The following is a 26,535-nucleotide window of genomic DNA, read 5'->3' as shown; positions in this document are numbered from 1 at the left end:
AGCTCCTAAAGAACCCCAGGGTGTTTATAAAAGAGTGTGTTGGTACCGCTTCAGTTCAGGTAGGGGGACCAGGACGGCTCACGGACTTCGCCTTGAGCGGTAGGAAGCGGGAGCCTCACGCGCCCATTGGTGGACACGAGCATCAAGACTCCCCGACCCTGCTGACGGGTGGCGTAGATTAGCATGGTGCCATTAGGCGCAACAGTGGGCGACTCATCCAGACTGGTAGCGGACAGAATGCGCAGATCGCCCTTGACCAGGTCCTGGGCGGCAACGCGGAATACGGTGAAACCATCCTGGCGATGCACCATCACCAGGGTCTTCTCGTCAGCGGACAGCTTCGGGTTGGCGTTGTAGTTACCCTTGAAGGTCACTCGCTCGACCGCCCCGCTGTTGATGTTGAGTTTGTAGATCTGCGGCTTGCCGGCACGGTCGGAGGTAAAGTAGATGGTCTGGCCATCCTTGCCCCAGAACGGCTCGGTGTCGATGGCGAAGTGATTGGTAACGCGGCGAAGTTGGCGGCTGCCGAGATCCATCACATAGATTTCCGGATTGCCATCACGTGACAGCACGAAGGCCAGGCGGTTGCCGTCCGGCGACCAGGCCGGAGCACCATTGAGCCCTTCAAAGTTGGTGATCTGCTCACGACGCCCGGTATCGATGTGCTGGATGAAGATGCGCGGGCGCTTCTGCTCGAAGGACACATAGGCGATGCGACGACCGTCCGGCGCGAAGCTCGGCGAGAGGATTGGCTCGCGGGACTGCAGCAGGGTCACGGCGCGGGCGCCGTCGTAGTCAGAACGCTGCAAGGTATAGCGGGTGTTGTTCTGCGAGAAGCGCTCCGCGGTGACATACAACAGGCGCGTGGAAAACGCCCCCTTGATGCCACTGAGCTTCTCGAAGGATTGATCGGCGATGTGGTGCGCCATGTCGCGCAGTTGGTCGACGCCGCCGCCAACAGTACCGGTCAGCACCTGTTGCTCGGTGGCGACGTTGAACAGCGCGAACTGCACCTGCAGGCGTCCCCCCGCCGGCACGATGCTGCCCACTAGCAGGTACTGGGCGCCCAGCGCTTTCCAGTCACGATAGATGACCTCGCCGGCCCTAGTCGGCAGGCTGATCATGTTCTGCCGCGGAATCGGCTCGTAGTAGCCTGAGTTACGCAGGTCGTTGCCGATGATCTCAGCCATGTCCTCGGGCAGCACCGTGCCGCCTTGCCAGCCAAAGGGCACCACCGCAATAGGGATCGCGCGATTGGTGCCTCCATCAACCAGCAATGGATCGGCAGCCTGCACACTGCCGACCAGCATGATCAGCCCAAGCAAAAAAGTACGAATCATTGTGTTCCCTTTGCTCTCAATATGACTTCACGTTTGCGGTACAAGCGATCAAAAGTCGCTGCATCCAGCTGTTGCATTTCAGGTATGCGTCCTATACCTCGCGCCGCAGCTATAGCCGAGCTATCAACCAAGGTATCGCCACTAGAGCGGATGACGGAAGCGTTGGTAATAGTCCCATCGGGTAGCATTTGAAGCAGAATGGTGACCTGCATCCCTGCACGAGCAGTACCGGGTTCGATCCAGTTTTCTCGAATCAGCCGAACAATCAGATCATCGAGATTGCCAGCAACCTGATCCCCTACCGTATCAGCTAGAGCTTGCTGATGCTCCGTTTGATTCGAAAGCAGATCTGCCAATGCTGCCGCCTTCTGCTCCTCCGCTGACCTACGTGCGGCTTCCTGTGCGGCTTTGTTCTTGGCGGAATCAGCGGCAGCCTTCCGCTTGGCCTCTTCCTTTTTGGCAGCTTCAGCTGCGGCCTTCTTCTTGGCTTCCTCGGCCTTCTTTTTCTCGTCTTCGGCCTTTTTCTTCGCGATATCGGCCAGTTTCTTCTGCTCGGCAGCCTTCATCGCCTCTTCCACCTTCTTGGCTTCGGCCTGTTTTTTCACTTCCTCGGCCTTTCGAGCCTCTTCGATCTTCTTGCGTTCCGCGGCCTTGATGGCTTCCTGCTTCTGCTGCTCGGCCTTTTTCTGTTCCAGCTGTTCGACTTCGTACTGCGGGGCCTTGGTCTGCTTGGCTTCGCCAGCGATCCTCTGGTTGGTCTGGGTGGTCGCCTGGCTCTGCGATTGCAGCTGGTACAGGGTAGCCTGAACGATCGGTCGCGCCGGCGGCAGTTCAGGCGTCATGGCGAAGCTGACGAACAGCATGGCGAACACCAGCAGGTGCAGCGCAACGGCCAAGACCGTCGGCCAGAAGTAGCCTTCCGAGGACGAACGCTCGCTCCGCTGTTGCATCAAGGCGCCTCGGTGATCAGTCCGACGTTGCCGACGCCGGCTTGCTGCAAGCCGCCCATGACCGCCATGACCGCGCCGTAGTCGACGCTCTTGTCGCCACGCACGAAGACCTGCACTTTCTTACCCTGGCTGGCGTTCTGATTCATGATCGCGCTCACCGCCTGCACCAACTGGGGCAACGCAGTAGCGGTCTCGCTGTCCTTACCCTGGTCCGGGTCGACTTCCTCGCCCATGGTCCAGTAGTAGGTACGGTCGGCCTTGATCGAAATGGTCAACACGCGGGCATTGGTGTCCTGTGGCAGCGCCTCGCTGCTCACCTTCGGCAAGTCGACCTTGACCCCCTGGTTGAGCATGGGCGCGGTGACCATGAAGATCACCAGCAACACCAGCATCACGTCGATGTAGGGCACCACGTTCATTTCGGCGACCGGTTTGCGTTTATGGCGTATGCGGGCCATGGAGGATTACCTTCTCAGTCGTCGCTTGCGTGCACCTTGCGGTGCAGGATGGCCTGGAACTCGTCGGCGAAGGTGTAGTAGCGACCGATCAAGGTCTCGCTGCGCGCGGAGAAGCGGTTGTAGGCGATCACTGCCGGGATCGCGGCGAACAGGCCGATGGCGGTGGCGATCAGGGCCTCGGCGATGCCTGGGGCCACGGTGGCGAGGGTCGCCTGCTGGACCTGGGCCAGGCCGCGGAAGGAGTTCATGATGCCCCAGACGGTACCGAGCAGGCCGATATACGGACTGGTCGAGCCAACGGTAGCCAGGAACGGCAGGCTCTGCTCGAGCTTCTCTTCTTCGCGTGAAATGGCCACGCGCATGGCGCGCGCCACGCCGTCCATCACGGCGTCCGGGTCGACGCCCGGCTGCTGGCGCAGACGCGAGAACTCCTTGAAGCCGTTGCGGAAGATCTGCTCGACACCGGAATCCGGATCGGGATTGCTGCCGGCCTGGCGATAGAGTTTGGACAAATCGATGCCCGACCAGAAGCGCTCCTCGAAGTTGTCCAGAGCGCGTCGCGCCGCACGAAGCATGTTGCTGCGCTGAAAGATCAGGATCCATGAAGTGACCGAAGCGGCCATCAGAATCAGCATCACCAGCTGCACCAGCACGCTGGCATTGCTGATCAGGCTCCACATGGACATATGGTCGACGTTGGCTTCCACGCTTACTCTCCTGCTGCTGGGGTACCCGCTCCAGGCTGACCAGCGAAGGCTGAACGCAGCGCTTCGGGCAGGGCTCGGGGTTTCAAACTGTCGGCGCGCACACAGGCCACCAGGAACTGCCCTTCGCAGAGCAGCGCTTCATCCGCAACCCGCCTGATCTGTTGACGAAAGCGCAGGCTGGCACGGTTTAACTCGATCACTTCGCAACTCACCAGCAACTCGTCGTCCAGTCGCGCCGGCGCGTGGTAGCGCGCCTCGGCCGAATGCACGACGAACAACAGGTTCTCCCCGACCAGCGTCGACTGGGCAAAACCCAGGTCACGCAGCCGCTCGGTGCGAGCCCGTTCCATGAATTTGAGGTAATTGACGTAGTAGACGATGCCACCGGCATCGGTGTCCTCGTAATAGACACGACAACGATGGGTGAACGGCTGAACTCCGTTTTGCGCGCGCATACTCTAGTGCTAGCTCCCAGGCTTGCCAATCCGGCTTGATAACAATTTTTTTCGTCAGCTTCCGCCATCATCGAACAGGTCGATAACCGGCGATTCGCCCAAGCGTTTGGGCACGTTCAAACCGAAGTGCAGGTAGGCATGCCGCGTGACGACCCGCCCGCGCGGAGTACGCATGATGAAGCCCTGCTGGATCAGGTAGGGTTCCAGCACATCCTCGATGGTGTTGCGCTCCTCGCTGATGGCAGCAGCCAGACTGTCGATACCCACCGGGCCACCATCGAACTTCTCGATCATGGTCAGCAGCAGGCGACGGTCTTGATGGTCGAAACCGTGCTCGTCTACATCCAGCATGTTCAGCGCCTGGTCGGCAATCGACCGACTGATATGCCCCGTGCCACGCACCTCGGCGTAGTCGCGCACGCGGCGCAGCAGTCGATTGGCGATACGCGGCGTGCCGCGGGCACGCCGGGCCACTTCGTAGGCCCCCTCTGGCTCGATGGGCAGGCCGAGAATACCGGCTGAACGACTGACGATCGTGGTCAGGTCGGCAATGCTGTAGAACTCCAGCCGCTGAACGATGCCGAAGCGGTCGCGCAGCGGATTGGTCAGCATGCCCGCACGCGTGGTGGCGCCGACCAGGGTGAAAGGCGGCAGGTCGAGCTTGATCGAGCGAGCGGCCGGACCTTCGCCGATCATGATGTCGAGCTGGAAGTCCTCCATGGCGGGATAGAGGATTTCCTCGACCACCGGCGACAGCCGATGAATCTCATCGACGAAAAGCACGTCGCCCGCTTCCAGGTTGGTCAATAGTGCCGCCAGGTCACCGGGGCGCTCGAGCACCGGTCCGGACGTGCTCTTCAGCGACACGCCCATCTCCTGGGAAATGATGTTGGCCAGGGTGGTCTTGCCGAGCCCCGGCGGGCCGAAGATCAGCGTATGGTCGAGCGCCTCGCCTCGCCCCTTGGCGGCCTGGATGAACAATTCCATCTGCTCGCGCACGATCGGCTGACCGATATAGTCGGCCAGCCTCAGCGGGCGAATGGCTCGGTCCAGCTGCTCTTCGCGCTCGCGCGGGCTGGCGGCGATCAGGCGGTCGGCTTCAATCATCGGGGCTATACCATCCCTTTAAGGGCACGACGGATCAGTTCTTCGCTGGAAAGGCCCTCTTCCTGCACGGCCGCCACCGCACGGCTGGCTTCCTGTGGCTTGAAGCCGAGGGAGAGCAAAGCGCTGACGGCATCGCCCTCCGCGCTTGAGACTGCCGCACCCGGGCGGGGTTCAACCACCAGCGGGGCAATGCTAGGCATGCTCTCCCAGGCTTTGAAGCGATCCTTCAACTCCACCAGCAGGCGTTCGGCAGTCTTCTTGCCGACCCCGGGGATCTTCACCAGGGTGGAGGTATCCTGCGCCTGCACGCAGCGGACCAGCTCATCCACCTCCAGGCCGGACATCAAGGCCAGGGCCAGCTTGGGGCCGACGCCGTTGAGCCGGATCAGCTCGCGGAACAGCTCGCGTTCGCGCTTTTCGAAGAATCCGTAGAGCAGATGGGCATCCTCCCGCACCACCAGATGGGTATGCAAGGTAACCGGCTCGCCCACCGACGGCAGGCGGTACAGGGTGGTCATCGGCACTTCCAGTTCGTAACCGACACCATTGGCATCGAGCACAAGGTAGGGCGGCTGCTTTTCCGCCAGGGTGCCGCGCAAACGTCCGATCATGCTGGGTTTCCTTCATTCATAAGCGCAGACGCCCGCCGCGGCGCTTGCCGCCGATCAGGCCATGGGGGGCCAGGCTCTGCCGCGTGTGGGCATGGCACAGGGCGATGGCCAAGGCATCGGAGGCGTCGATCTGTGGTTTCTGCGTGAGCTTGAGCAGGTGCATCACCATCATCTGCACCTGCTGCTTGTCCGCCCCCCCGGTGCCGACGATCGCTTGCTTGACCTGGGTCGCCGTGTACTCGCTGATCTCCAGCCCCTCCTCCGCCGCGGCGACAATGGCGGCACCGCGGGCCTGTCCGAGCTTCAGGGCGGAGTCGGCATTGCGCGCCATGAATACCTGCTCGATACCCATCATCACCGGACCGTAGCTCTGGATCACTTCGCGCACACCGCGATAGACGATCTGCAGGCGCTCGTGCAGCACACCGCTGCCGGTACGGATGCAGCCGGACGCGACATATTCACAACCGCGACCGGTATCCCGCACTACACCGAAGCCGGTAATACGCGAGCCGGGATCGATACCGAGGATCAACGTCATGCACTCATCCACTCGCGCTGCCGGCGAAGGGCAGTCACTGTCTATTTATCCAGGCTCGAAGTATAGGGATGCCGGCAGGTGGCGTCACCCGCCGCACCAAAAGAAAAGGCCGGAAGCGCCGGGCATGGCACACCCGTCGCATCCGGCCTCGCCGACACGCCAGGCCTAGCCGAGCTGTTCCATGACGTCGTCGGGGATATCCGCGTTGTGGTAGACGTTCTGCACGTCGTCCAGGTCTTCCAGCATGTCGATCAGCTTCAGCACTTTCTGCGCAGTTTCCACATCGGTGACGGGAGCGGTGATCGACGGGATCATCGCCACCTCGGCCTCGTCGCCTTTGAATCCCGCCGCCGTCAGCGCCTCGTTCACCGCGAGAAAATCGGCGAAGGAGGTGTAGACCTCGGCCGAGCCGTCTTCGGCGGCAACCACGTCGTCGGCACCAGCCTCCAGGGCCGCTTCCATCAAAGCATCTTCGTCGACACCCGGCGCATAACTGATCTGGCCCTTGCGGTCGAACATGTAGGCCACTGAGCCGTCGGTACCCAGGTTGCCGCCGCACTTGCTGAAGGCGTGACGCACTTCGGCGGCAGTGCGGTTGCGGTTGTCGGTCATAGCCTCAACGATGATCGCCACGCCACTGGGGGCGTAGCCCTCATAGCTCAGCTCGACCATATTGTCGGCATCGTTCGAACCGGCGCCGCGGGCGATGGCCCGATCGATGGTGTCGCGGGTCATGTTGGCGGTCAGCGCCTTGTCCACCGCCAGGCGCAGGCGCGGATTGTCCGCCGGATTGCCGCCGCCATGCTTGGCAGCCACGGTCAACTCACGGATCAGCTTGGTGAAGATCTTGCCGCGCTTGGCGTCTTGACGCTCCTTGCGGTGTTTGATGTTGGCCCATTTGGAATGACCGGCCATAACTCACTCCTTAGTTGCTAAGCTCGGCGGCACACAGCAGTGCCGCCCCAAGGGTTGATTCGACTTATTCGGCTTTCGGCTGCTCGCGCAGGCGGATGTGCAGCTCGCGCAGTGCCTTGGCATCCACCACACCCGGCGCCTGGGTCATGACGCAGGCGGCACTCTGGGTTTTCGGGAAGGCAATCACTTCGCGGATCGAGCTGGCGCCGGTCATCAGCATCACCAGGCGATCCAAGCCAAAGGCCAGGCCGCCATGGGGCGGGGCACCGTACTTGAGGGCATCGAGCAGGAAGCCGAACTTCTCCTGCTGCTCCTCCTCGCTGATGCCCAGCACGCGGAACACCGCCTGCTGCATGCCTTTGTCGTGGATACGAATGGAGCCGCCACCCAGCTCGGTGCCGTTGAGCACCATGTCGTAGGCGCGGGACAGCGCGGCAGCAGGGTTGGCTTCCAACTCTTGCGGGCTGCACTTGGGCGAGGTGAACGGATGGTGCAGCGAGGTCAGGCTGCCGTCGTCGTTTTCCTCGAACATCGGGAAATCCACGACCCACATCGGCGCCCACTCGCAGGTGAGCAGGTTCAGGTCGTGCCCAAGCTTGATGCGCAGCGCACCCAGCGCATCGGTGACGATCTTGGACTTGTCGGCACCGAAGAACACGATGTCGCCATCCACCGCACCGACACGGTCGAGCACCGCGTTGAGATTGGACTCGGCGATGTTCTTGACGATCGGCGACTGCAGACCGTCGACGCCCTTGGCACGCTCGTTGACCTTGATATAGGCCAAGCCCTTGGCACCGAAGATGCCGACGTACTTGGTGTAATCGTCGATCTGCTTGCGCGGCATGCTCGCACCGCCCGGAACACGCAGTGCAGTGACGCGGCACTTCGCGTCGTTGGCCGGCCCGGAGAACACCTTGAAGTCGACATCCTTCATCAGATCGGCGACATCAACCAGCTCCAGCGGGATGCGCAGATCCGGCTTGTCGGAACCATAGCGACGCATCGCCTCTTCGAAGGTCATGTGCGGGAATTCGCCGAATTCCAGGTCGAGCACTTCCTTGAACAGCTTGCGGATCATGTTCTCGGTGAGTCCCATGATGTCCTGCTCGTCGAGGAAGCTGGTCTCGATGTCGATCTGGGTGAATTCCGGCTGCCGGTCAGCACGCAGATCCTCGTCGCGGAAGCACTTGGCGATCTGGTAGTAGCGGTCGAAGCCGGCCACCATCAGCAATTGCTTGAACAACTGCGGCGATTGCGGCAGAGCGAAGAAGCTGCCGGCGTGGGTACGACTCGGCACCAGGTAGTCGCGCGCGCCCTCCGGCGTCGCACGAGTGAGGATCGGCGTTTCCACATCGAGGAAGCCGTTCTCGTCAAGGTAGCGGCGAATGCTGCTGGTGATGCTCGAACGCAGCTTCAGCTTGGCGGCCATTTCCGGCCGGCGCAGGTCGATGAAGCGATAGCGCAGACGCGTTTCCTCGCCGACGTCGGAGTACTCGTCCAGCGGGAACGGTGGGGTCTCCGCCTGGTTCAGCACTTCCAGTTCATAGCCGAGCACTTCGATAGCGCCGGAGGCCATGTTCGGGTTGCGTGCACCTTCCGGACGCAGGCGCACCTTGCCGGTAACCTTGACCACATATTCGCTGCGCACACGGTCGGCCTTGGCGAAGGTATCGGCGCGATCAGGATCGAACACCACCTGGGCCAACCCCTCACGATCGCGAATGTCGAGGAAGATCACCCCGCCATGGTCGCGGCGGCGGTGAACCCAGCCGCAAAGGGTGACTTCCTGGCCGTCCAGGCTCTCGTTCAGTTGGCCGCAATAGTGGCTGCGCATCATGTCGTGGTTCGCTTCTCGTGAGTCGTGAATTCGTCGGGCCGCTCAATCGGCGGCGGAGCAACCGGGGCTACCGCAGCTACCGCCGGAACAGGCGGGGCGCTGTCGCCGCCGGCGAGGTTCTTCTTCGCGCCGGCCTTGAAGTCGGTCTCGTACCAGCCGCCGCCCCGCAGGCGGAAAACCGGCAAAGAGAGCATTTTCTTCAATTCGGGTGCGTTGCAGGTCGGGCATTCGACCAACGGCGCATCGCTGAATTTCTGGATAGCTTCCCAGCCGATGGACACAGGACGGGCTCATAAATAGGCATCGGCTCACTCCGCTCATCGGAAAAATCAGCGCCGCGAGCCCGCTTTCCGCGGCAAGGGGCGGGATTATATATGGATAATCGGCTCGGTGCAGCCGCCCACCGCTTCGCTTTCAGCGCGAGTTCTATACTGACGAAACCAGCGACCCCACCCCCCATGGAGAACCGCCATGGCCATCGCCCGCGCCCTGGACTTGTCCAGCGACCAACTGGAAGACTTCCGCCTGGACGTCGCCGATCAACTGCCGCAATGCGAGCAACTGTTGATCGAACTGGAGCACTTCCCCCAAGACAGCGAACGCCTGCGCAAGCTGTTCCGCCTAGCGCACAACCTCAAGGGCAATCTTTCCCTGGTCGACCTGAACGACTTGGTGCCGCTACCTCAGGCCCTGGAAGACGTGCTCGAGCGCCTGCGCGCCGAAGAACTGCAATTCGACAGTACCCTCGGCGACATCCTGCTGCTGACCCTGGACCGCATTCGTGCACTGATCGGCGAGGCACTCGGTGGCACCGCCGCGCAGCTGGAGAGCGGACAGATCGATGAACATTGCCGCGCACTGCAAGCCCTGGCACGTGCCCCGCGTGAACAACAGGGGGAACTGCGCCACCGACTGCTGCTGCAACTCGACCCACATACCCAGGTGCAGGCGGCGACAGCCGATGACGGAGGAGAATTGGCGGCGCTCCTGGCACGTCATGGCGTGGAAGTCGATGCCGACCTACAGTTCTTCATCGATCTCATGCAGGCTGCCGAGCGCCGCTCGCAATACTGGCTCGGTCGAGGCGAGCGCCTGCTCGACCTGGCCCTGTCGATGAACGCCATCGGCGGCCAACCGGAACCGCCGGCGCAATTGGCGGCGGCGGTCTGCATGCATGATTTGGGCATGGCCTTCCTGCCACTGGAGCTGCTGCACAAGCAATTCGATCTCAGCCGCGACGAACGCCGCCAGATGCAGGCCCACCCTCGCCTGGCACATGACCTCCTGCGGCGCCTGCCCAGCTGGAAAGCGGCGGCCGAAATCGTCCTGCAGCACCAGGAGCATGTGGACGGCAGCGGCTACCCGAAGGAACTCCGAGAAGCGGAAATCGCGCCAGGCGCGCTGATCCTGCACATTGTCGACACCTTCGACGCCCGCACCCACGAGCGCGCCCATCAATCGTTGAGCAAGCGCCCGGTGCTACGCGCCATCCTCGAACTCAACAATCTGGCCGGCAGCCAGTTCAGCACCCACTGGGTGGAAGTGTTCAACCGCACACTTCATCAATATCCACACCTGGGGCATCGCTGAGCGGCTGTACCCAGCGCCCGTGGCTGGCTAAGCTCGCGACCAGGCGCCTGCCGGGCGCCCCATGGAAGACAACCGATCGACAAGGAGCAGCCATGCAAGCTTTCGACAACCAGGTAGCCGTCATCACCGGTGCCGGCTCCGGCATCGGCCGTGCGCTGGCCGAACAACTGGCCGCGCACGGCTGCCGCCTGGCCCTGGCCGACATCGACGCAGGCAGCCTCGCCAGCATCGCCGAGGTGTTGCGCCAGAGGGGGACGGAAGTCTCCTGTCATGTACTGGACGTTGCCGAGCGCAGCGCCGTCTACGCCTTCGCCGATGACGTCTTGCGCGAGCATGGCGACGCGCAGCTCATTATCAACAACGCCGGTGTCTCGGTGTCGCAGACCATCGCCGAACTCACCTACATCGACTTCGAGTGGCTGATGAACATCAACTTCTGGGGCGTCGTGCACGGCACCAAGGCATTTCTGCCTCATCTGCTGAAGAATAATCGCGGGCACATCGTCAATGTCTCTAGCATCTTCGGCATGGTCGGCGTACCCACCCAGGGCGCCTACAACGCCAGCAAGTTCGCGATACGCGGATTCACCGAAGCGCTGCGTCAGGAACTCGCCGACAGCGGCGTAGCCGTCAGTTGCGTTCACCCCGGCGGGATCAGGACCAACATCGCCCGCACCTCGCGCTTCTACCAAGCCCCCGATGGGCTTCAGGATGTGGAGCGCTATCGGGCACGCTTCGACAAGCTGGCCCGCACCGACCCGCAAAGAGCCGCTGAAGTCATCATTTCGGGGATTCGCAAGAAGCGGCCGCGCATTCTCATCGGCCAGGATGCGCACCTACTCGACTACGCCCAGCGCCTGATGCCCAGCGCCTATACCTGGCTGTTGGCGAAACTGCTGGACAGAGTCAGCGAACGGAACCAATAGGGTACGACTATCGTCTCCATTGATACGCAGCGGCACTTGTCGGCGGAATCCCTGTGCTAGGCTCGTTCCCTCGCAGCCCCGGCAGCCGTTATCAGTCATTCGCAAGGAGAAACCCATGGAAATCAATATTGGTATCGCCGAGCAGGACCGCGCCGCCATCGCCGAAGGCCTATCCCGGCTATTGGCGGACACCTACACCCTGTACCTGAAGACTCACAACTTTCACTGGAACGTCACCGGACCGATGTTCAATACCCTGCACCTGATGTTCGAGGGGCAGTACACCGAACTTGCACTCGCCGTCGACCTAATCGCCGAACGCATCCGCGCCCTTGGCTTTCCCGCGCCCGGCACCTACGCCGCCTACGCTCGCCTCTCCTCTATAAAGGAAGAGGAAGGCGTACCCAGCGCCCAGGATATGATCCGGCAATTGGTACAAGGCCAGGAGGCCGTGATTCGCACCGCGCGGGGCATTTTCCCGCTGCTCGACAAAGTCAGCGACGAACCCACCGCTGACCTGCTCACCCAGCGTATGCAAGTGCATGAAAAAACCGCCTGGATGCTGCGCAGCCTGCTCGATTCCTGAGCATTCCCGCATTGACCAATGGGCCCGATTTGATCGGGCCTTTTACTAGGCGACGGTCACCGGCTGTTCTATGCTCTGGCAATAACCGGACCTACCGCAGTGACCTGCATGAGCCAGCCGCCCAAAGCCCCCTCGATCCTCGAGCTGTATCCTGAAGAGACCCGCGCGGCTGCCGATCTCCTCAAGCAGGCGATACCGCACATGGTGCGTCACGACATTCCGCCGAACCCGATCCACTACGCCCTCTGGTACACCTACTGCAAAGGCACCGAGCCCGAGCTGAACCGCCGCCTCGACAAGATCATCCAGGACTTCACCTGCTTCCCGCCGGAAACGGCGGCCAAGCTGTTCCGCGACTACGTCATTCGCGGTGAACTGGACGAAGCACGCATCGGCCAACAGGAGGTGATCGCCCTGGTGGACGACATCGAGGTCGATGTATCCAGGAGCGTGCAAGGTAGCCAGGCCTACCAGAACAGCCTGAGCCAGGGCCTTGCGGCACTGCACGAGCCCATCGTCGACGACCTGCCAAACGTGCTGCACGAACTGCAACAGAGCACGCAGCAAATGCAGAGCCAGCAGGAACATTTTCTCACCCGCCTGCGCTCAGCCCAGGAGGAAATCCAGCAGCTGCGAGGCCAACTGGAACGCGCCCAGATCGCCGCCACCCTGGACAGCCTGACCCACGTCTTCAACCGTAGCGCCTTCACTCGCCTACTGGGGCAGGCGCTGACCAGCGAATATCGCGGCCTGGCCCTGGTCATGCTGGATATCGACCACTTCAAGCAATTCAACGACCACTACGGACACCCACTGGGCGACCGCGTACTTCAACATGTCGGCCAGCTGATGCGCGACCTGCTTCCAGCGCAGGGCATGGCCGCCCGCTATGGCGGCGAGGAATTCTGCGTGATCCTGCGCAACAGCGACCCGGTAAGCGCCCATGCCTTCGCCGAGCAGTTGCGATTGAAGATCCAGGCCCTGAGGGTCAAGGTAAGGCGCACGGACAAGGTGCTCGACAGCATTACAGCCTCTTTCGGCGTTGCCATGGCCGAAGCGGGCGACAACCTGGAAAGCCTGATCACCCGCGCCGACGACGCGCTCTACCAGGCCAAGCACAATGGCCGCAACCGGGTTCACCCCCCCACCCCGGAACCAGCGCTCAGCGCCTGAACCATCCGGCACACACCACTACCGGCCTATTGCCCGCGCCCAATTTGAGAAGCCAACCTCTTTGCGGTTAAATACGCCCGTGTTTCGGCTCCGCCGGAGCATAGGCCGGCGCCAAAGGCTCTAACGCCTGACGCTTACGCTACGCCGGCTCTTCCCCCGCGACCCTTCTTCTTATCCAAGTGAGTTCATCGAACATGTTGAAAATCGTTCATCTTTTGACCGGTGCAGCAGCCCTGCTACTTTCCTTCGTTCCCAGCCTGCGGAACGATGCCCTGCCCTACCTGCAACAACCGGACGCCGTCTACCTGGCCCTGTTCGGCTTGTTCAATCTCTTCATCGCCCCACTACTGCCGATCTGGACCCATGGCACTCGCCACCAACTGCAGAACCTGGTTTCAGCCTTGCTCGTTCTGGTGGTGGTCTTGCAGACACTGGTTCTACTCGCCCCGCTGCCGATGATCGGCGGACAACCGGCCGTCCTGATCAGCCTGCTCACCCTGGTCGCCGCCATCCTGTTGCATCTGGCAGCCAACCTCCGGCAGGACACGCAACTGCAGCCGAGCCAGGCACAGAACATGGACAACCGCGAAACCGGCACGGTCAAGTGGTTCAACACCTCCAAGGGCTTTGGCTTCATCTCCCGCGATTCAGGCGATGACATCTTCGTGCACTTCCGAGCCATTCGCGGCGAAGGGCACCGGGTATTGGTAGAAGGACAGCGCGTGGAATTCTCCGTCATGCAGCGCGACAAGGGCCTGCAGGCCGAGGATGTCGTCGCCGCCCTGCCCAGCCGGCGCTAACCTCGAAACGACAAGCCCGCCAATCGGCGGGCTTTTTCTGTTATCAATAATGAGGCGGCGGCGCCTCATCCTCTTCGATGGAACCCAACTGCCCCAGCAGCTCTTCCTGGCGCCGCGCCAATGCCTCCACCTGCAACCGCAAGCGATCGATAACGCCTTGCTGGACCACCAGCACCTCGTTGAGCGCTTGAATGGTGTCATCCTGGAAAGCCAGACGGGTCTCCAGCTCAGTGATACGCATTTCCAAACTCATGATTCGACCTCGAAACGAAAATCCTCGGTCAGGACCAGCCGCAGCTTGCTACGAATCGCCGCGACCTGCTCAGCGCTATAAGGGCTTGGGGGAAATTTGCCCCATATCGGTGCAGGCCAGGCTACGTCATCCCGGCGCCGCACGATGACATGCATATGCAACTGCCCCACGACATTGCCAAGCGTAGCAACGTTCATCTTGTCGGCACGAAAGGTGTCCTTGAGCGTTTCAGCCAACGCGGTAGTTTCCCGCCATAGCGCCATCTGATCAGCGGCATCGAGCTGGAACAGTTCGCTGACCTCCTCCCGACGCGGCACCAGGATGAACCAGGGATACTGAGCGTCATTCATCAGCAACAACCGGCACAGCGGGAAATCTCCGATTACAAGACAGTCCTGCTGCAAGCGCGGATCCAAGGCAAACATACCGCCCCTCCCGTAAAGTTCAGTTATTGAGCTTAGATTCCTGGCAGACCCCTGCAAGCGGCACAGGAGCCCAAGGCGGCGCAGCCTACCCAAGACGACATACGAGCGAAAGCCCTGCCGGATCCGTTCGGCTTACGCGCACCAACCTGGGGCGCTCCAGCCAAGAAACGTTACCGGTCGTAATCCTTTCCCGCTCACAGACATCGAGGTAACGCCAAGGGACGCTGGAACCGGGACGAGACCTTGCAGTCAAACAGGCCACTCATCGCCCCACTGGCTCTACGCTAGACCCCGGATAAGCCAATGCCATGTCTCTACTACGCAATCGCCACTGCCCCAAAAAAGCGTTCAGCGAAAGCAGCCGAACACAGACCAAGCCTTAGGCATGGATATTGCCTTACCAGCCCGAAGACCGGGCACGGCTTGAACGAACGCCGCATACGCGCCTTTCGTTCGCGACCATTAAGTGACCTGAATCAAAAGGAGCGTCACTCAGCCGTAAAGAGGGGCAGCGAAACCCTTGAAGCCATGGGCGCGGCCGGTAGAATCACGGGGATGCAAGTGAAACCTACCATTTTGCGACATTTGATGTTCAGATTTGCGACACGATTTGTGAAGAGCACGTTGGGAATAGGTGACAACTATCGCCAACGGGGAGCGCGTGCTATAAGTTAGCGCCGACACAAAAAAGAAAGAACTGTTCAAAAAACAAACAATGAACAGTGCGAATCTTCTAAACCAAAGGAGCAATCACGATGCAAGTGATGAAGTGGAGCGTAATCGCCCTGGCAGTAGCCGCGGGTACCACTCAAATGGCAGTAGCCTCCAGCCAGTCCGAATCCAAGGGCTTCGTTGAAGACAGCAGCTTCAATGTTTTCACCCGCGCTCTGTATATGAACCGTGATTTCCGCAATGGTGCAGAAAACGGATCTCATGCTACTAAGCCGACCGGCGAGCGCAATGGATACCGTGAAGAGACAGGCGTTGGCATTCGCCTGTTGTTCGAGTCCGGCTTCACTCAAGGCACTGTCGGCGTAGGTGTAGACGCACACTCTCTGAGCAGCATCAAACTCGACAGCGGCAAAGGCCGTTACGGTAATGGTTTGTTTGCACAGACTGACGACGGCAGCGCTGACGATACCCAGTCCGAAGTTGGTGGCGCTATCAAGTTCCGTATTTCCGACAGCGTTCTGAAATATGGCAATCAGATGGTCGACACTCCGGTGTTCTCCACTGACGACAGCCGCATCCTGCCGGAAGTTGCCACTGGCACATTGCTGACCAGCAACGAAATCGAAAACCTGACCCTGACCGCAGGTCGCTTCACCGCACTGAGCAGCCAGACTGGCTCCAGCCGTGATGACATCAACGGTAAAGGCGAGCCGGGCTTGAAGTCCGCCAACATCATCGGCGCTAACTACAGCTTCACAGATGACTTCAGCGGTGCGATCTACGCATCCGACATTGAAGATTATTTCAAGAAGCGCTACCTGAACCTGAATTACAACCTGCCGCTGGCAGAGTCTCAAGCTCTGAACTTCGACTTCAACTTCTATAGAAGCACCGATGATGGCCAGAAACTGGCCGGCGAAGTTGATAACAAGATCTGGAGCCTTGCAGCAGCCTATACCATGGGCGCTCACAAGTTCACCGTGGCCCACCAGCGCTCTTCGGGCAGCTCGGGTTACGCTTACGGTGTAGATGGCGGCGGCACCATTTATCTGGCCAACTCGGTACAGATCGGTGATTACGAGAAGGAAGATGAGCGTTCCTGGCAGGCTCGCTACGATCTCAATATGACAGAGTTCGGCGTTCCCGGCCTGACCTTTATGACCCGCTACGTCAAAGGCTCCAACATTCGCACTGGCGAAACCAATGACAACAATCGTCATGAATGGGACATGGAAGCCAAGTACGTAATTCAGGAAGGTGCCGCGAAGGATCTTTCGTTCCGCGTTCGCAATGCCGTCTACCGCGCCGATAGCGCAGTCGGCACCGACGTGAACGATTTCCGCTTCATCGTCGAGTACCCGCTGAGCATCCTGTAATAATCAGGCTGCCCCCAGCAGAAAATGAAAAAGCCCGGCTCCGCCGGGCTTTTTCTTGTCTCGGCAGTTCAAAGCGGCAATGCATAGCTTCCCGTCACATGCGCCACGAGTTCTTCCTCGCCGCCCAGCGAGTAGAGCGAAACCTCGCAAACCGCTTGTCGGCGGCTGAGGCGCAGGATGGAAGCATGGGCCATTAGATCCACCGGCCCGGGCCGGGCCAGGAAGTTGATGTTCAGATTGGCGGTCACCGCCATTTCTACCCGCCCCAACCGCCCCAGCACGACGGCGTACATGGCGGCATCAGCCAAGGCCATGATCACCGGACCGGAAAATGTGCCGCCAGGGCGCACCAGCTTTGGCTGAAACGGAACCCGCACCAGGGCTCCCTCCCCCTCGAGCCGATCGATTCGCAAATCGATATCCTCAGCCATGGGAACCCCCTGGCGGATCAACGCCTGTACCTGCTCGGCGGTCAATGCCGTCATCTCGTTTCCTCCGGTTAGGGCGGCCTGATGCCTGCCGCCTCCTGCACTGATCCTGTACAATGCCCAGCCATTACTTGCCCTCGCAACCGACATAACGGCCAATCATGCGTACCAGTCAGTACCTGCTATCCACCCTGAAAGAAACCCCCTCGGACGCCGTGGTGATCAGCCATCAACTGATGCTGCGCGCCGGCATGATCCGCAAGCTCGCATCCGGCCTCTACACCTGGCTGCCGCTGGGTCTTCGCGCGCTGCGCAAGGTGGAAGCCATCGTTCGCGAGGAAATGAATGCCGCCGGCGCCCTCGAAGTCCTCATGCCGGGCATTCAGCCCGGCGAGCTCTGGCAGGAATCCGGCCGCTGGGAACAATATGGGCCCGAGCTGTTACGCCTGAAGGACCGCCACGGCCGCGATTTTTGCGCCGGCCCGACCCACGAGGAAGTGATCACCGACCTGGCCCGCAACGAGCTGAACAGCTACAAGCAGTTGCCGATCAACCTCTACCAGATCCAGACCAAGTTCCGCGACGAGATCCGCCCGCGCTTCGGCCTGATGCGCGGTCGTGAATTCATCATGAAGGATGCCTACTCCTTCCACCTGGACCAGGCTTCCCTGCAGGAAACCTACGACCGCATGCACCAGGCGTATTGCAATGTGTTCACTCGCCTAGGGCTGAATTTCCGCCCCGTGCAGGCCGATACCGGCTCGATCGGCGGGACCGGCTCCCATGAGTTCCACGTATTGGCCGAATCCGGCGAAGACGACATCGCCTTCAGCGATACGTCGGACTACGCCGCCAATATCGAGAAGGCCGAGGCGATTCCGAGGGAAACACAGCGCCCCGCCCCTACCGAGCAACTGCGACTGGTCGATACGCCAAATGCCAAGACCATCGCCGAGCTGGTGGCAGGCTTCGATCTGCCCATCGAGAAAACCATCAAGACGCTGGTGGTACACGGCGCTGAAGAAGGCACCCTCGTCGCCCTGATCATTCGCGGCGATCATGAACTGAACGAAATCAAGGCTGCCAATCTGGAGCAAGTTGCCAGCCCCCTGGTATTCGCTTCGGAAGCCGAACTGCGAGCAGCCATCGGCGCCGGCGCCGGCTCCCTCGGCCCGCTGAACCTGCCGCTGCCCTGCATCGTCGATCGCTCGGTGGCCCTGATGAGCGACTTCGCCATCGGCGCCAATATCGATGACAAGCACTATTTCGGCGTGAATTGGGAGCGTGACCTGCCGCTGCCGACGGTCGCCGACCTGCGCAACGTGGTCGCTGGCGACCCCAGCCCCGATGGCAAGGGCACCCTGGTGATCAAACGGGGCATCGAGGTCGGGCATATTTTCCAGCTCGGCACCAAGTACAGCCAGGCGATGAATTGCCAAGTGCTTGGCGAGAACGGCAAGCCGGTGACCCTGACCATGGGTTGCTATGGCATCGGCGTTTCCCGGGTTGTAGCCGCCGCCATCGAACAGAACCACGACGAGCGCGGCATTCTCTGGCCGGACGCCCTCGCTCCGTTCCAGATAGCCTTGGTCCCGCTGCGCTATGAAAACGAGGCCGTGCGCGAGGCCACCGACAAGCTCTATGCCGAACTGACCGGCGCCGGCTTCGAGGTGTTGCTGGATGATCGGGACAAGAAGACCAGCCCAGGCATCAAGTTCGCCGACATGGAGCTGATCGGTATTCCGCATCGCATCGTAGTCAGCGAGCGCGGCCTGGCCGACGGTCAGCTGGAATACAAGAATCGCCGTGACGCAGAGCCCCAGGCCGTAGCGGCCGGCGACATACTGTCCTTCATCCAGGCCCGTATCCCGCGCTGATCCCGAGAGCCGACATGTTCATGCGATACCCTCTACGCATCGGCGCCGCCGCACTCTGCGGCGCTCTCTTCCTCAGCGGTTGCGCCAACCATCTGCCGCAACGCAGCGAGCATGAGGAGCGCATCGAGCGCAAGCTGCTCGACCACAGCCTGCAAATCGACGTCGGTGAGCCGCGCGTGCTGGAGTTGCCGCAGCGGCGGGTACGCATCAACGAGCAGAAAACATTCGAGGTCACCGAGTTCGAAGTCACCCGCCGCTATGATCGCTACACCCCCTACCAGCCATGGCGCGAACTCTACGAGATCCCGCTCGGCGCGCTGGCGATCGTTGCCGGGGTCGGTGCCAACGTGCTGAACGTGCCGCTGCTCGGCAACCTGCCGGACAGCGCCACCAAAGACTGGATCAGCTACGGCTTCGCCGGCATCAATCCGTTCCTGAACGCCGAGTCCAATGGCCGCTCGCAGCAGAACCTGGCCGAACTCGTCGAGGAGCAGAAGGACAAGCGCATCGAATACTCCAGCCTGCCCTGGGCCGAGCGCCCCGTTCAGGTCCAGGCGGGAGAACAGCAGCATGAACTGCTGACCAATCGCGCCGGCATCCTGCAGCTGAATCTTCTCGACGGCTCGCTGGCCGAACAGGACATCACGCCCGTCGGCAAGCTGCTGCTGAGCGTCGAAGACCCTCAAGACGGCACGCGGACCGAAGCGACGCTGTTGGTCAGCCGCAGCCTGCGCGGAAAGTTGCAGGAGGCCCATGGGCTGATCTACGACGACCTGGAAGATGACGAGCTGTCGCAGTGGGTCCATCGCGTCAAGCGCCTGTCCGACCTTGGCCTGGAAGAAGAGGCTAGCGAGCTGGAACAGAGCCTGATCGAGCTGACCCGCAACGATCCGGAATTGCAGCAGGAGTTTCTCAAGGCGTTGATGAAAGACGCCGGCCGCCTGGTGGCAGACCCCGGAGCCAGCGACTGACATCCTGGGCACTGCCCCCTTTGCCGCCCAAGGGGGCTGGGTTTCCCTAGCGACGCACGATGAAGCCAGCGATTCCCTGCAAGGGCTGCTCCTCCAGCGTCACCGCAATCACCTTGGCCTTGCTCGGGCCCTGTTCCAGCCATCCCGCCAGTTCGCGCACGCCCGCCTCCTCGCCTTCGACCAGCACCTCGACGCTGCCATCGGCGAGGTTGCGCACCCAGCCATCGAGTTCCAGGCGCTCGGCCTGCTCTTGCGTAGCCTGGCGATAGCTCACGCCTTGAACTCGGCCGCTGACTATTCCATGCAGACAGATACGTGCCATTGGTTCACTCCTGTTTCCGTAGTTCGCCGAGCCGCCGCAGGACGCCTGCAGCCGTCTGTTCGCCGAGCAGACGATCGCGCATGCGCCCCCGGTCATCGACGATGTAGGTTACCGGCAGCACTTCGCTGCGCGGCAGTTGGAAGCGCGTGGCCGGATCCGCCGCCAATACGCGGTATTCGATGCCCAGCGCATCGCTGGCCTCGGTCAGCGCCTCGCCTTGCAGTCCGTCGAAGTTCACGCCAAGCACCCGCCCCCCCTGGCCATCGAGCTGCTCGGCAAGGGCATTCAGCTCCGGCACTTCGATGCGACAAGGTGCGCACCACTCGGCCCAGTAATTGATAACCAGCCACTGGCCTTCCAAGTCCTCAGCCGCTACCTTTTGTCCATGCTGATCGACACCCAGACCCTCACCACAGCCGGCAAGCAATAGCCCGGCGAGTATTGCCATGACAAGTTGGAGCCGCATTACCATGCATTCGATCCTCGTACACGCAGGGTTGATATGACACTGGAGGCCATACGACTGGAAGTACCCGCACTGCTGGACGAGCCGGCCATCCCCCTGGGCGAGCTTCGCGAGCAGCTCGACCAGGCCCGCCTGCTGCCCCGGGGCAATGCGCTGCAACAGGTGCTGGCGCTGTTGTTTCGCTTCAATCGCAGCGCCATGACCTTACTCGAAAGGCAACGTGCGCTGCAAAGCTTCGCCGAGGAGTACCGGCATTACGCGGCGGGTTACCAACATGGCGGCTCCGCACCGCCGCCCCTGTTCGTGCGCTTGTGCAGCGAACTGGCCATAGGCTTCAAGCGCCTGTTATTGCAGATCGCGCAGGGTCATCAACCGTCGCCCCCGCACCTGGCCTGGTGCCTGTACATGGCCCAGCACTTCCTCGCGCAAACGCTGCTGCGTCACTACCAGCTCTATCTCGAAGCGCCGGCCGGCGTGTGGAGCGACAGCCACCAGCTCTATAGGCTCGGCGAGCAGCAACAGTGCCTGGACGAGCAAGTGGCAGCGGCCTTCCAGCCGATAGCCGCCAACAGTCTGCGTGGCCTTTACCAACAGATGCTGCTGATGGCGCTGAGCAACCCTTTCCACTTGGCCGAGGGCGAATGCCTGCTGCTGTTCGATGCGCTCGCCCCCCTGGCCGGCCTGGCCCGCCTGCTGCCCTGGGACGAAGAAGAAGACAGCGAGATGCCGGTCGTCGACCTCGGACTGCCTCAGCCCTGCCTGGCCGTCGATCAACCTCCGGTGAGTCAGGCTGCCGATCTGCGCCGCTTCGAACTGGGCGCGCTGTTGGTTGCCCTGCAGGAACCAGCCCCCCTGCAAAGCGCTGCCGAGCGAAACCTGCTGGAGCGGGTCCGCCTGCATTGGATCGGCCGCCAGCAGCGTCGACACGCCCGAACCGGGCATGGTGGCCAGTGCGAATTGGTCGCAGGACTGGCAAACATCCATGCGCAGTTGCTGGAGCAACATCCCGCCAGGAATCCCGCCCAATTGCTGGATTCGAGTCCCGGCGGTGCACGCCTGCTGTGTGGTATCGACCAGGCGCGGCAGATGCCGGTAGGCCAGTTGCTACTGCTGCTGAGCGATAGCCCCACCCCGGTGCTGGCCCTGATCCGCTGGCGCCATCAGAACGGCGAAGGGCTGCATCTCGGCCTGCGTTATCTCAAGGGCCTGGCTCGGCCGGTGTGGTTGCGCCGCGCCCTTAACGCCCAGACTCACCTTGGCGTGCTGCAGAGCACACCCTCTCCCGGCCAGGGCTGGCACCATGGCCTGTGGCTCGCCCAGGGGCAGTTCGTCGAAGGGGAAAGCCTCTGGCTGCAATTGCCGAGCGTGAACAACCAAGTGATGGTTCCTCTGCCGGCCGCCAACCTGAACAGCCCCTTGGTTACCCGTCATCCGCTGCGCTTGGGATAAAACTGCGAGACGAGTCACGCCGTACGTCGGCCAAGCGCACAGTTTCATCGGCAGTCACCTGCTTATAATTCGGCCTGCATACTTACGCTCGCTATCAGCCTGGAAGCCAGACCATGTCCCAAGCCAATGACAAGCTGATCGGCCCGGTGCCGTCCCGCATCGTCGAAGCCGCCCGCCTGATCGTTACCCCCTATGAAGGCCGAGTGGCCGAGTACAACGTGGCTGCATGGCTGCAAGTACCGGGCCTGGCCAACCTGCCGGTCTCCCTGCTGGTCAGCTACCGCGACGGCAACAGCCGCCGCGAGGTGATGGTCGATCATGGCAAGGTGAATTCCTACAGCAAGATCCTGCTGTCCGGCATCGCCCGCCTCCCGGCCAAGCAAAAGATCGAAGATGTGCAGGTGCGCTTGCGCTCGGCCGTACCGGTCTCGGGTATCGTCGTGGAGGAGTTGTTCGTTCAGCCGGTGGAGGTCGCCACGGCGGACAGTCGCCAAGCACTCGCCTGACGCCCTGCGTTCCATGAAAAACCCGCGCTTGCCGCGGGTTTTTCTTTTTCAGGATGCGTTGAGTTTGGACGGCGCACAGCAGTTGCTGGCCAACTGATCCAGCTCTTCGGCCGGCACGGAGGGCACCAGGGACTCCGGCCAGCGGGAGAAACGCAGGCCAGTGACCCGGTTAAGGCGCTCCAGCGCCTCCTGCGGGTCCCGCTGATGCAGATGGATAACCTTGTGCTTCGCGCTGCTCATGTTCCTGATCTTCCTTAGCCAATCCCTGCCTGGTAGCAGAGTGATAGCAAACTCTTCCTGAGATTGCCAGAACCGTGCCAGCTTTGGATGACGCACGGTTGCCTGTTTCAAGCCATGCCCGGCACCCACGGTGGTCGGCTGCATGCCGGAAACTGACCTTTTTTGTCACTCCACCTTCGTCTGCAGCCACTGGGCCAGGCTGCCTTCGAACAAGCGCGCCTGTTCCTGCTGCAGCTTCTCCAGGCTTTCGCGCAACCCCGGATACCAGACCTGGTCCAGCTGGCTGGGCAACTGCGCGACCTGAGGCAGCCCCCAAGGGCATCGGGCGAGCAACTCGTTCAGGCTGTAGTGGGACAGGTCCCGGCAGAGCACCCAGGCGCCGCCATTGGTTCGGCAAACCAATCGCTCGCTCTGGAGAAAATCCAGCAGCTCGTCCCACTCGTCTTCCGGGAGCGGCCAGCCGGCACGCTGTACATCGCGGTGCTGCAGCGACTTGCCACGCAATTGCCGTTCATGGAACAGCCGCAAGATGCCCAAGAGCACCAACAGCCGTGGCACTGGATAGCGGCGCCATTGCCGGGACGAAGAAAGGTTGCAGACCAGTTCCGCCCCCAACAGCACGATGATCCAGGACAGGTATATCCACAGCAGGAACAGCGGCACCGTGGCAAAGGCCCCATAGATCAACTGGTATCCGGGGAACAGCCGCACATAGAGCGCGAACAGCGCCTTGGCCGCCTCGAACAACGATGCGGTGAACAGGCCACCCAGCAGGGCATGCTTGAGCGGTACCCGAGTATTGGGCACAGCCACGTACAGCAGGGTGAACGCCGCCACGCTGAACACCAGCGGCATCACCGCCAGCAGGTCCTTTGCCCCCACCAACGCGTCCGGGCCGGAAATCAGCGACAACGAGGTGATATAGGTGCTCATCGCAAAACCCGCGCCGAGCAACAGCGGCCCGAGGCTAAGGATCGCCCAGTAGAGCAGGAAACTGGACACGCCACGGCGGGCCTGGCGCACGCGCCAGATGGTGTTGAAGGACTTTTCGATGGTCAGCAACATCATCAGCGCGGTCACCATCAGCAGCGCCACGCCGATCCACGTCAGCTGCCGCGCCTGGTTGGTGAAGGACAGCAGGTATTCCTGCACCGCCACCCCGGTGGAGGGAACGAAGTTGCTGAAGATGAAGTTCTGGATTTCCTCGCCAACGCCCTGGAAGGCAGGAATGGCGGACAGCATGGCGAAGGTCACGGTCATCATCGGCACCACCGCGAACAGGGTGGTGTAGGTCAGGGCCGCGGCGTTGTGCATGCAGCGGTCGGCGAGAAAGCGCTTGATCAGAAAACGCCAGAAATCCATGACTTCGTTGAAACCCAGGCGCATGCCGTCTCCTTAGCTGTCGCACCCTGAAGGCCCGCACGGTTCAGGCGGAGGTGCCGAGGGGGTTAGAATAGCCACCACCCAAGGCAAGATGCGACCCGCAAATGACCGAATTGACGCTCTATCACAATCCGCGCTGCTCGAAATCCCGCGGCGCGCTGGAACTGCTCGAAGCCCGCGGCCTGCAACCACGCCAGGTCCGCTACCTGGAGACCCCGCCGACTGCTGCCGAACTCAGGGCTCTGCTCGCCAAGCTCGGCATGAACGCGCGCCAGTTGCTGCGCACCGGCGAAGACGACTACAAGACGCTGAACCTCGCCGATCCAAGCCTTGGAGAAGAGCAGTTGATCGAGGCCATGGCCGCCCATCCCAAACTCATCGAGCGGCCGATCCTGATCGTCGGCGACAGGGCCGTGGTCGGCCGGCCGCCCGAGCGAGTCCTGGAGTTACTACCATGAGCGCTCGCTACATCCTGGTGCTCTACTACAGCCGCCACGGCGCCACCGCCGAAATGGCCCGGCAGATCGCCCGCGGCATCGAGCTGACGGGGCTGGAAGCCCGCATCCGCACCGTACCGGCGGTCTCCACCGAATGCGAAGCGGTTGCGCCGAGCATTCCTGCCGAAGGCGCACCCTACGCCAGCCTTGATGACCTGAAGAATTGCGCAGGCCTCGCGTTGGGCAGCCCCACCCGCTTCGGCAACATGGCGGCACCGCTGAAATATTTCATCGATGGCACCAGCAACCTTTGGCTGACCGGCCAGCTGGTAGGCAAGCCCGCCGCCGTCTTTACGTCCACCTCCAGTCTGCACGGCGGCCAGGAGACCACGCTCCTGTCGATGATGCTGCCGCTGCTGCACCACGGCATGCTGCTGCTCGGCCTGCCCTACAGCGAGAGCGCACTGATCGAAACCCGTGGCGGCGGCACGCCCTACGGAGCCAGCCACCATGCCGGCGCCGATAGCAAGCGACCGCTGGATGAGCACGAAACCAGCCTGTGCCGCGCCCTCGGCCAGCGCCTGGCCCAGACCGCGCTGCAACTGGAGAATGCCCGTGGCTAGAACCCCGAAGCCGTTACCCTCCCTCGACTGGCTGAAACCGCGCCTGGCACTCAGCCGCGGTCTCAGCATGCTCAGTTTTATTGCACTGGCCGCCCTGGTGGTGCTGTGGAACCTGACGTTCGCCGACCTGCATGGGGCGCGCCCCTGGGTAGTGCTGAGCATCCAGCTGTTGCCCCTGCTATTGCTGCTGCCGGGCATGCTGCTCGGACACGCCCGTACCCACGCCTGGGCGTGCTTCATCGTCAATATCTACTTCATCCAGGGCGTACTTGCCGCCACCGACCCGAGTCGCCAGTGGTATGGCTGGCTGAGCACCCTGCTCAGTTGCAGCCTGTTCTGCAGCGCCCTGCTGTATACACGTTGGCGTTTCCAGTACGACCGCAAACTCGCCGGTGAGGCTTGAAACCACCGCGACTGATGCTGCTGCCAGGGCTCGACGGAACCAGCGAACTGTTCGCGCCGCTGCGGCCCTGGCTCAGTGAACCGCCACAGGCCGTTGCCCTGCCGGCGATAGGCCCGCAGGACTACGCCAGTCTTGCCAGCGCAGTGCAGCAGCGCCTGGACGCCAGTACCGGGCCTTTCGTCCTGCTCGCCGAGTCCTTCTCCGGGCCGCTGGCTCATCGGATCGCCTTGAACGCCCCGGCAGGGTTGCGGGGCGTCATCTTCGCGGCATCCTTCTTGAGCTGCCCGAACCATCTGCTGCGCTGGCTGGGCACCCCCCGGGTGCCGAGGCGTCTGCTCCGCAACCGTTTGCTGCTGCGCAGCTTCTGCCTCGGGCACGAGGCGCCGGAAGCCACGCTGCAATTGCTGGCCAAGGTAATCGGGGATATCCCGGAGGCGATACTGCGCGAACGTTTGAACACGCTACGCACCCTGCAGCCGCCCACGGAACGCTTGAAGCTACCCGTTCTGCAGCTGCTGCCGGGCCGGGACCGACTGGTCTGCCGCGATGCCCACGCCAGCCTCGCACTCCATTGCGCGAATCTGCGACAGGTGAGTATCGAGGGCCCGCATTTTCTGTTGCAGGCCCAGCCCAAGGCCTGCGCCACCGCCATCGATGGCTTCCTGGCGCATCTGGCAGGAGAAGACGCCAACTGGTAACGAGTGG

31 protein-coding genes and 1 pseudogene are annotated in these 26,535 nt (G+C 61.9%); 14 read left to right on the top strand and 18 right to left on the bottom strand.

The features are described 5' to 3' along the window. Positions 1-50: 50 nt before the first annotated feature. From tolB to ACWKV7_RS19435, 11 genes and pseudogenes are all read right to left on the bottom strand, one after another. The gene (gene tolB / locus ACWKV7_RS19485) at positions 51-1,310 is read right to left on the bottom strand and encodes a Tol-Pal system beta propeller repeat protein TolB (RefSeq protein ID WP_483859378.1); all 1,260 of its coding nucleotides are present in this window, start codon (positions 1,308-1,310) and stop codon (positions 51-53) included. A 26-nt stretch (positions 1,311-1,336) separates the two neighbouring features. Beyond that, positions 1,337-2,290, bottom strand: a complete 954-nt coding sequence (gene tolA / locus ACWKV7_RS19480; RefSeq protein WP_483859354.1) for a cell envelope integrity protein TolA — start codon at positions 2,288-2,290, stop codon at positions 1,337-1,339. Further along, a complete protein-coding gene (gene tolR, locus ACWKV7_RS19475) occupies positions 2,290-2,748 on the bottom strand; it encodes a protein TolR (RefSeq protein WP_483859353.1) in 459 nt (152 codons plus the stop codon). The genes tolA and tolR overlap by 1 nt, the downstream gene beginning before the upstream one ends. A gap of 14 nt (positions 2,749-2,762) precedes the next feature. Further along, positions 2,763-3,455, bottom strand: a complete 693-nt coding sequence (gene tolQ / locus ACWKV7_RS19470; protein WP_483859352.1) for a protein TolQ — start codon at positions 3,453-3,455, stop codon at positions 2,763-2,765. Between the two features lie 2 nt (positions 3,456-3,457). Next, complete coding sequence (gene ybgC, locus ACWKV7_RS19465) at positions 3,458-3,910, bottom strand: tol-pal system-associated acyl-CoA thioesterase (RefSeq protein WP_483859351.1); 453 nt, start codon at positions 3,908-3,910, stop codon at positions 3,458-3,460. Between the two features lie 54 nt (positions 3,911-3,964). Beyond that, the gene (gene ruvB, locus ACWKV7_RS19460) at positions 3,965-5,017 is read right to left on the bottom strand and encodes a Holliday junction branch migration DNA helicase RuvB (protein WP_483859350.1); all 1,053 of its coding nucleotides are present in this window, start codon (positions 5,015-5,017) and stop codon (positions 3,965-3,967) included. 5 nt (positions 5,018-5,022) lie between these two features. Further along, on the bottom strand, positions 5,023-5,628 hold the full coding sequence (gene ruvA, locus ACWKV7_RS19455; protein ID WP_483859349.1) for a Holliday junction branch migration protein RuvA: 606 nt from the start codon (positions 5,626-5,628) through the stop codon (positions 5,023-5,025). 16 nt (positions 5,629-5,644) lie between these two features. Further along, a complete protein-coding gene (gene ruvC, locus ACWKV7_RS19450; RefSeq protein WP_483859348.1) occupies positions 5,645-6,169 on the bottom strand; it encodes a crossover junction endodeoxyribonuclease RuvC in 525 nt (174 codons plus the stop codon). A gap of 165 nt (positions 6,170-6,334) precedes the next feature. Further along, entirely contained in the window at positions 6,335-7,084 is a 750-nt protein-coding gene (locus tag ACWKV7_RS19445) for a YebC/PmpR family DNA-binding transcriptional regulator (RefSeq protein ID WP_483859347.1), read from the bottom strand. Positions 7,085-7,148: 64 nt separating this feature from the next. Further along, positions 7,149-8,924 (bottom strand): aspartate--tRNA ligase, encoded by a 1,776-nt coding sequence (aspS, locus tag ACWKV7_RS19440; protein ID WP_483859346.1) that lies wholly within the window; start codon positions 8,922-8,924, stop codon positions 7,149-7,151. 95 nt (positions 8,925-9,019) lie between these two features. Next, positions 9,020-9,218 (bottom strand): annotated as a pseudogene (locus tag ACWKV7_RS19435) (FmdB family zinc ribbon protein); the annotation flags it as partial. A 177-nt stretch (positions 9,219-9,395) separates the two neighbouring features. Between ACWKV7_RS19435 and ACWKV7_RS19430 the strand changes: the two are divergent. The 5 genes from ACWKV7_RS19430 (at position 9,396) to ACWKV7_RS19410 (ending at position 13,999) form a co-directional block, all read left to right on the top strand. Then, positions 9,396-10,514: an HD-GYP domain-containing protein gene (locus ACWKV7_RS19430; protein ID WP_483859345.1), complete on the top strand. Its 1,119-nt coding sequence runs from the start codon at positions 9,396-9,398 to the stop codon at positions 10,512-10,514. A 92-nt stretch (positions 10,515-10,606) separates the two neighbouring features. After that, positions 10,607-11,440 carry an SDR family NAD(P)-dependent oxidoreductase gene (locus ACWKV7_RS19425; RefSeq protein ID WP_483859344.1) on the top strand — a complete coding sequence of 278 codons (834 nt, stop codon included), beginning with the start codon at positions 10,607-10,609 and terminating at the stop codon, positions 11,438-11,440. Positions 11,441-11,555: 115 nt separating this feature from the next. Continuing rightward, the gene (locus tag ACWKV7_RS19420; RefSeq protein WP_483859343.1) at positions 11,556-12,026 is read left to right on the top strand and encodes a Dps family protein; all 471 of its coding nucleotides are present in this window, start codon (positions 11,556-11,558) and stop codon (positions 12,024-12,026) included. A 108-nt stretch (positions 12,027-12,134) separates the two neighbouring features. Continuing rightward, on the top strand, positions 12,135-13,199 hold the full coding sequence (locus tag ACWKV7_RS19415; RefSeq protein WP_483859342.1) for a GGDEF domain-containing protein: 1,065 nt from the start codon (positions 12,135-12,137) through the stop codon (positions 13,197-13,199). A gap of 194 nt (positions 13,200-13,393) precedes the next feature. Further along, positions 13,394-13,999 carry a cold-shock protein gene (locus ACWKV7_RS19410; protein ID WP_483859341.1) on the top strand — a complete coding sequence of 202 codons (606 nt, stop codon included), beginning with the start codon at positions 13,394-13,396 and terminating at the stop codon, positions 13,997-13,999. A gap of 43 nt (positions 14,000-14,042) precedes the next feature. On the opposite strand, the gene ACWKV7_RS19405 is transcribed toward ACWKV7_RS19410, so the two are convergent. Next, positions 14,043-14,252: a SlyX family protein gene (locus ACWKV7_RS19405; protein WP_483859340.1), complete on the bottom strand. Its 210-nt coding sequence runs from the start codon at positions 14,250-14,252 to the stop codon at positions 14,043-14,045. Next, positions 14,249-14,677, bottom strand: coding sequence for an HIT family protein (locus ACWKV7_RS19400; protein ID WP_483859339.1), 429 nt, complete (start codon positions 14,675-14,677; stop codon positions 14,249-14,251). The genes ACWKV7_RS19405 and ACWKV7_RS19400 overlap by 4 nt, the downstream gene beginning before the upstream one ends. Positions 14,678-15,432: 755 nt before the next feature. Here ACWKV7_RS19400 and ACWKV7_RS19395 point away from each other — a divergent pair. Continuing rightward, entirely contained in the window at positions 15,433-16,725 is a 1,293-nt protein-coding gene (locus ACWKV7_RS19395; RefSeq protein WP_483859338.1) for an OprD family porin, read from the top strand. A gap of 68 nt (positions 16,726-16,793) precedes the next feature. On the opposite strand, the gene ACWKV7_RS19390 is transcribed toward ACWKV7_RS19395, so the two are convergent. After that, a complete protein-coding gene (locus ACWKV7_RS19390; RefSeq protein WP_483859377.1) occupies positions 16,794-17,201 on the bottom strand; it encodes a PaaI family thioesterase in 408 nt (135 codons plus the stop codon). A 113-nt stretch (positions 17,202-17,314) separates the two neighbouring features. Between ACWKV7_RS19390 and ACWKV7_RS19385 the strand changes: the two genes are divergently transcribed. Continuing rightward, positions 17,315-19,030 carry a proline--tRNA ligase gene (locus ACWKV7_RS19385; protein ID WP_483859337.1) on the top strand — a complete coding sequence of 572 codons (1,716 nt, stop codon included), beginning with the start codon at positions 17,315-17,317 and terminating at the stop codon, positions 19,028-19,030. Positions 19,031-19,044: 14 nt separating this feature from the next. Beyond that, complete coding sequence (locus ACWKV7_RS19380) at positions 19,045-20,001, top strand: hypothetical protein (RefSeq protein ID WP_483859336.1); 957 nt, start codon at positions 19,045-19,047, stop codon at positions 19,999-20,001. 46 nt (positions 20,002-20,047) lie between these two features. Here ACWKV7_RS19380 and ACWKV7_RS19375 read toward each other — a convergent pair whose 3' ends face one another. Both ACWKV7_RS19375 and ACWKV7_RS19370 read right to left on the bottom strand, forming a co-directional pair. Then, the gene (locus ACWKV7_RS19375; protein WP_483859335.1) at positions 20,048-20,323 is read right to left on the bottom strand and encodes an acylphosphatase; all 276 of its coding nucleotides are present in this window, start codon (positions 20,321-20,323) and stop codon (positions 20,048-20,050) included. Between the two features lie 4 nt (positions 20,324-20,327). Further along, positions 20,328-20,795 (bottom strand): TlpA disulfide reductase family protein, encoded by a 468-nt coding sequence (locus tag ACWKV7_RS19370; RefSeq protein WP_483859334.1) that lies wholly within the window; start codon positions 20,793-20,795, stop codon positions 20,328-20,330. A gap of 30 nt (positions 20,796-20,825) precedes the next feature. On the opposite strand from ACWKV7_RS19370, the gene ACWKV7_RS19365 reads away from it, so the two are divergent. Beyond that, a complete protein-coding gene (locus ACWKV7_RS19365) occupies positions 20,826-22,238 on the top strand; it encodes a PilZ domain-containing protein (RefSeq protein ID WP_483859333.1) in 1,413 nt (470 codons plus the stop codon). 113 nt (positions 22,239-22,351) lie between these two features. After that, complete coding sequence (locus tag ACWKV7_RS19360) at positions 22,352-22,744, top strand: hypothetical protein (RefSeq protein ID WP_483859332.1); 393 nt, start codon at positions 22,352-22,354, stop codon at positions 22,742-22,744. 48 nt (positions 22,745-22,792) lie between these two features. Here the strand turns inward: ACWKV7_RS19360 and ACWKV7_RS19355 are convergent, their stop codons facing one another. After that, on the bottom strand, positions 22,793-22,984 hold the full coding sequence (locus tag ACWKV7_RS19355) for a hypothetical protein (protein WP_483859331.1): 192 nt from the start codon (positions 22,982-22,984) through the stop codon (positions 22,793-22,795). Positions 22,985-23,149: 165 nt separating this feature from the next. Then, the gene (locus ACWKV7_RS19350; protein WP_483859330.1) at positions 23,150-24,370 is read right to left on the bottom strand and encodes a virulence factor BrkB family protein; all 1,221 of its coding nucleotides are present in this window, start codon (positions 24,368-24,370) and stop codon (positions 23,150-23,152) included. Between the two features lie 101 nt (positions 24,371-24,471). Between ACWKV7_RS19350 and arsC the strand changes: the two genes are divergently transcribed. Genes arsC through ACWKV7_RS19330 form a run of 4 tightly spaced genes read left to right on the top strand, consistent with a single transcriptional unit; the run spans position 24,472 to position 26,528 of the window. Continuing rightward, complete coding sequence (gene arsC / locus ACWKV7_RS19345) at positions 24,472-24,825, top strand: arsenate reductase (glutaredoxin) (protein WP_483859329.1); 354 nt, start codon at positions 24,472-24,474, stop codon at positions 24,823-24,825. Next, positions 24,822-25,427, top strand: a complete 606-nt coding sequence (gene wrbA / locus ACWKV7_RS19340; protein WP_483859328.1) for an NAD(P)H:quinone oxidoreductase — start codon at positions 24,822-24,824, stop codon at positions 25,425-25,427. The genes arsC and wrbA overlap by 4 nt, the downstream gene beginning before the upstream one ends. Further along, positions 25,420-25,830, top strand: coding sequence for a DUF2069 domain-containing protein (locus ACWKV7_RS19335; protein ID WP_483859327.1), 411 nt, complete (start codon positions 25,420-25,422; stop codon positions 25,828-25,830). Before wrbA ends, ACWKV7_RS19335 begins: the two co-directional genes overlap by 8 nt. A 14-nt stretch (positions 25,831-25,844) precedes the next feature. Beyond that, a complete protein-coding gene (locus tag ACWKV7_RS19330) occupies positions 25,845-26,528 on the top strand; it encodes an alpha/beta fold hydrolase (RefSeq protein WP_483859326.1) in 684 nt (227 codons plus the stop codon). The last annotated feature ends 7 nt before the right edge of the window (positions 26,529-26,535 follow it).

The organism is Zestomonas ipomoeae (genome assembly GCF_057128665.1).
This window is presented reverse-complemented; position numbering and strand designations above follow the sequence as displayed.

Bases quoted from the DNA above. Each gene is read 5' to 3' on its own strand.
- tolR (WP_483859353.1), bottom strand. From the start codon at position 2,748: ATGGCCCGCATACGCCATAAACGCAAACCGGTCGCCGAAATGAACGTG.
- aspS (WP_483859346.1), bottom strand. From the start codon at position 8,924: ATGATGCGCAGCCACTATTGCGGCCAACTGAACGAGAGCCTGGACGGC.
- ACWKV7_RS19420 (WP_483859343.1), top strand. From the start codon at position 11,556: ATGGAAATCAATATTGGTATCGCCGAGCAGGACCGCGCCGCCATCGCC.
- ACWKV7_RS19395 (WP_483859338.1), top strand. From the start codon at position 15,433: ATGCAAGTGATGAAGTGGAGCGTAATCGCCCTGGCAGTAGCCGCGGGT.
- ACWKV7_RS19370 (WP_483859334.1), bottom strand. From the start codon at position 20,795: ATGGTAATGCGGCTCCAACTTGTCATGGCAATACTCGCCGGGCTATTG.
- ACWKV7_RS19360 (WP_483859332.1), top strand. From the start codon at position 22,352: ATGTCCCAAGCCAATGACAAGCTGATCGGCCCGGTGCCGTCCCGCATC.
- ACWKV7_RS19445 (WP_483859347.1), bottom strand. From the start codon at position 7,084: ATGGCCGGTCATTCCAAATGGGCCAACATCAAACACCGCAAGGAGCGT.
- arsC (WP_483859329.1), top strand. From the start codon at position 24,472: ATGACCGAATTGACGCTCTATCACAATCCGCGCTGCTCGAAATCCCGC.
- tolB (WP_483859378.1), bottom strand. From the start codon at position 1,310: ATGCTGGTCGGCAGTGTGCAGGCTGCCGATCCATTGCTGGTTGATGGA.
- tolA (WP_483859354.1), bottom strand. From the start codon at position 2,290: ATGCAACAGCGGAGCGAGCGTTCGTCCTCGGAAGGCTACTTCTGGCCG.
- ACWKV7_RS19330 (WP_483859326.1), top strand. From the start codon at position 25,845: ATGCTGCTGCCAGGGCTCGACGGAACCAGCGAACTGTTCGCGCCGCTG.
- ACWKV7_RS19365 (WP_483859333.1), top strand. From the start codon at position 20,826: ATGACACTGGAGGCCATACGACTGGAAGTACCCGCACTGCTGGACGAG.
- ACWKV7_RS19385 (WP_483859337.1), top strand. From the start codon at position 17,315: ATGCGTACCAGTCAGTACCTGCTATCCACCCTGAAAGAAACCCCCTCG.
- ACWKV7_RS19400 (WP_483859339.1), bottom strand. From the start codon at position 14,677: ATGTTTGCCTTGGATCCGCGCTTGCAGCAGGACTGTCTTGTAATCGGA.
- ACWKV7_RS19430 (WP_483859345.1), top strand. From the start codon at position 9,396: ATGGCCATCGCCCGCGCCCTGGACTTGTCCAGCGACCAACTGGAAGAC.
- ACWKV7_RS19410 (WP_483859341.1), top strand. From the start codon at position 13,394: ATGTTGAAAATCGTTCATCTTTTGACCGGTGCAGCAGCCCTGCTACTT.
- ybgC (WP_483859351.1), bottom strand. From the start codon at position 3,910: ATGCGCGCGCAAAACGGAGTTCAGCCGTTCACCCATCGTTGTCGTGTC.
- ACWKV7_RS19425 (WP_483859344.1), top strand. From the start codon at position 10,607: ATGCAAGCTTTCGACAACCAGGTAGCCGTCATCACCGGTGCCGGCTCC.
- wrbA (WP_483859328.1), top strand. From the start codon at position 24,822: ATGAGCGCTCGCTACATCCTGGTGCTCTACTACAGCCGCCACGGCGCC.
- ACWKV7_RS19375 (WP_483859335.1), bottom strand. From the start codon at position 20,323: ATGGCACGTATCTGTCTGCATGGAATAGTCAGCGGCCGAGTTCAAGGC.
- ruvC (WP_483859348.1), bottom strand. From the start codon at position 6,169: ATGACGTTGATCCTCGGTATCGATCCCGGCTCGCGTATTACCGGCTTC.
- ACWKV7_RS19405 (WP_483859340.1), bottom strand. From the start codon at position 14,252: ATGAGTTTGGAAATGCGTATCACTGAGCTGGAGACCCGTCTGGCTTTC.
- ACWKV7_RS19350 (WP_483859330.1), bottom strand. From the start codon at position 24,370: ATGCGCCTGGGTTTCAACGAAGTCATGGATTTCTGGCGTTTTCTGATC.
- ruvA (WP_483859349.1), bottom strand. From the start codon at position 5,628: ATGATCGGACGTTTGCGCGGCACCCTGGCGGAAAAGCAGCCGCCCTAC.
- ACWKV7_RS19380 (WP_483859336.1), top strand. From the start codon at position 19,045: ATGTTCATGCGATACCCTCTACGCATCGGCGCCGCCGCACTCTGCGGC.
- ruvB (WP_483859350.1), bottom strand. From the start codon at position 5,017: ATGATTGAAGCCGACCGCCTGATCGCCGCCAGCCCGCGCGAGCGCGAA.
- ACWKV7_RS19355 (WP_483859331.1), bottom strand. From the start codon at position 22,984: ATGAGCAGCGCGAAGCACAAGGTTATCCATCTGCATCAGCGGGACCCG.
- ACWKV7_RS19415 (WP_483859342.1), top strand. From the start codon at position 12,135: ATGAGCCAGCCGCCCAAAGCCCCCTCGATCCTCGAGCTGTATCCTGAA.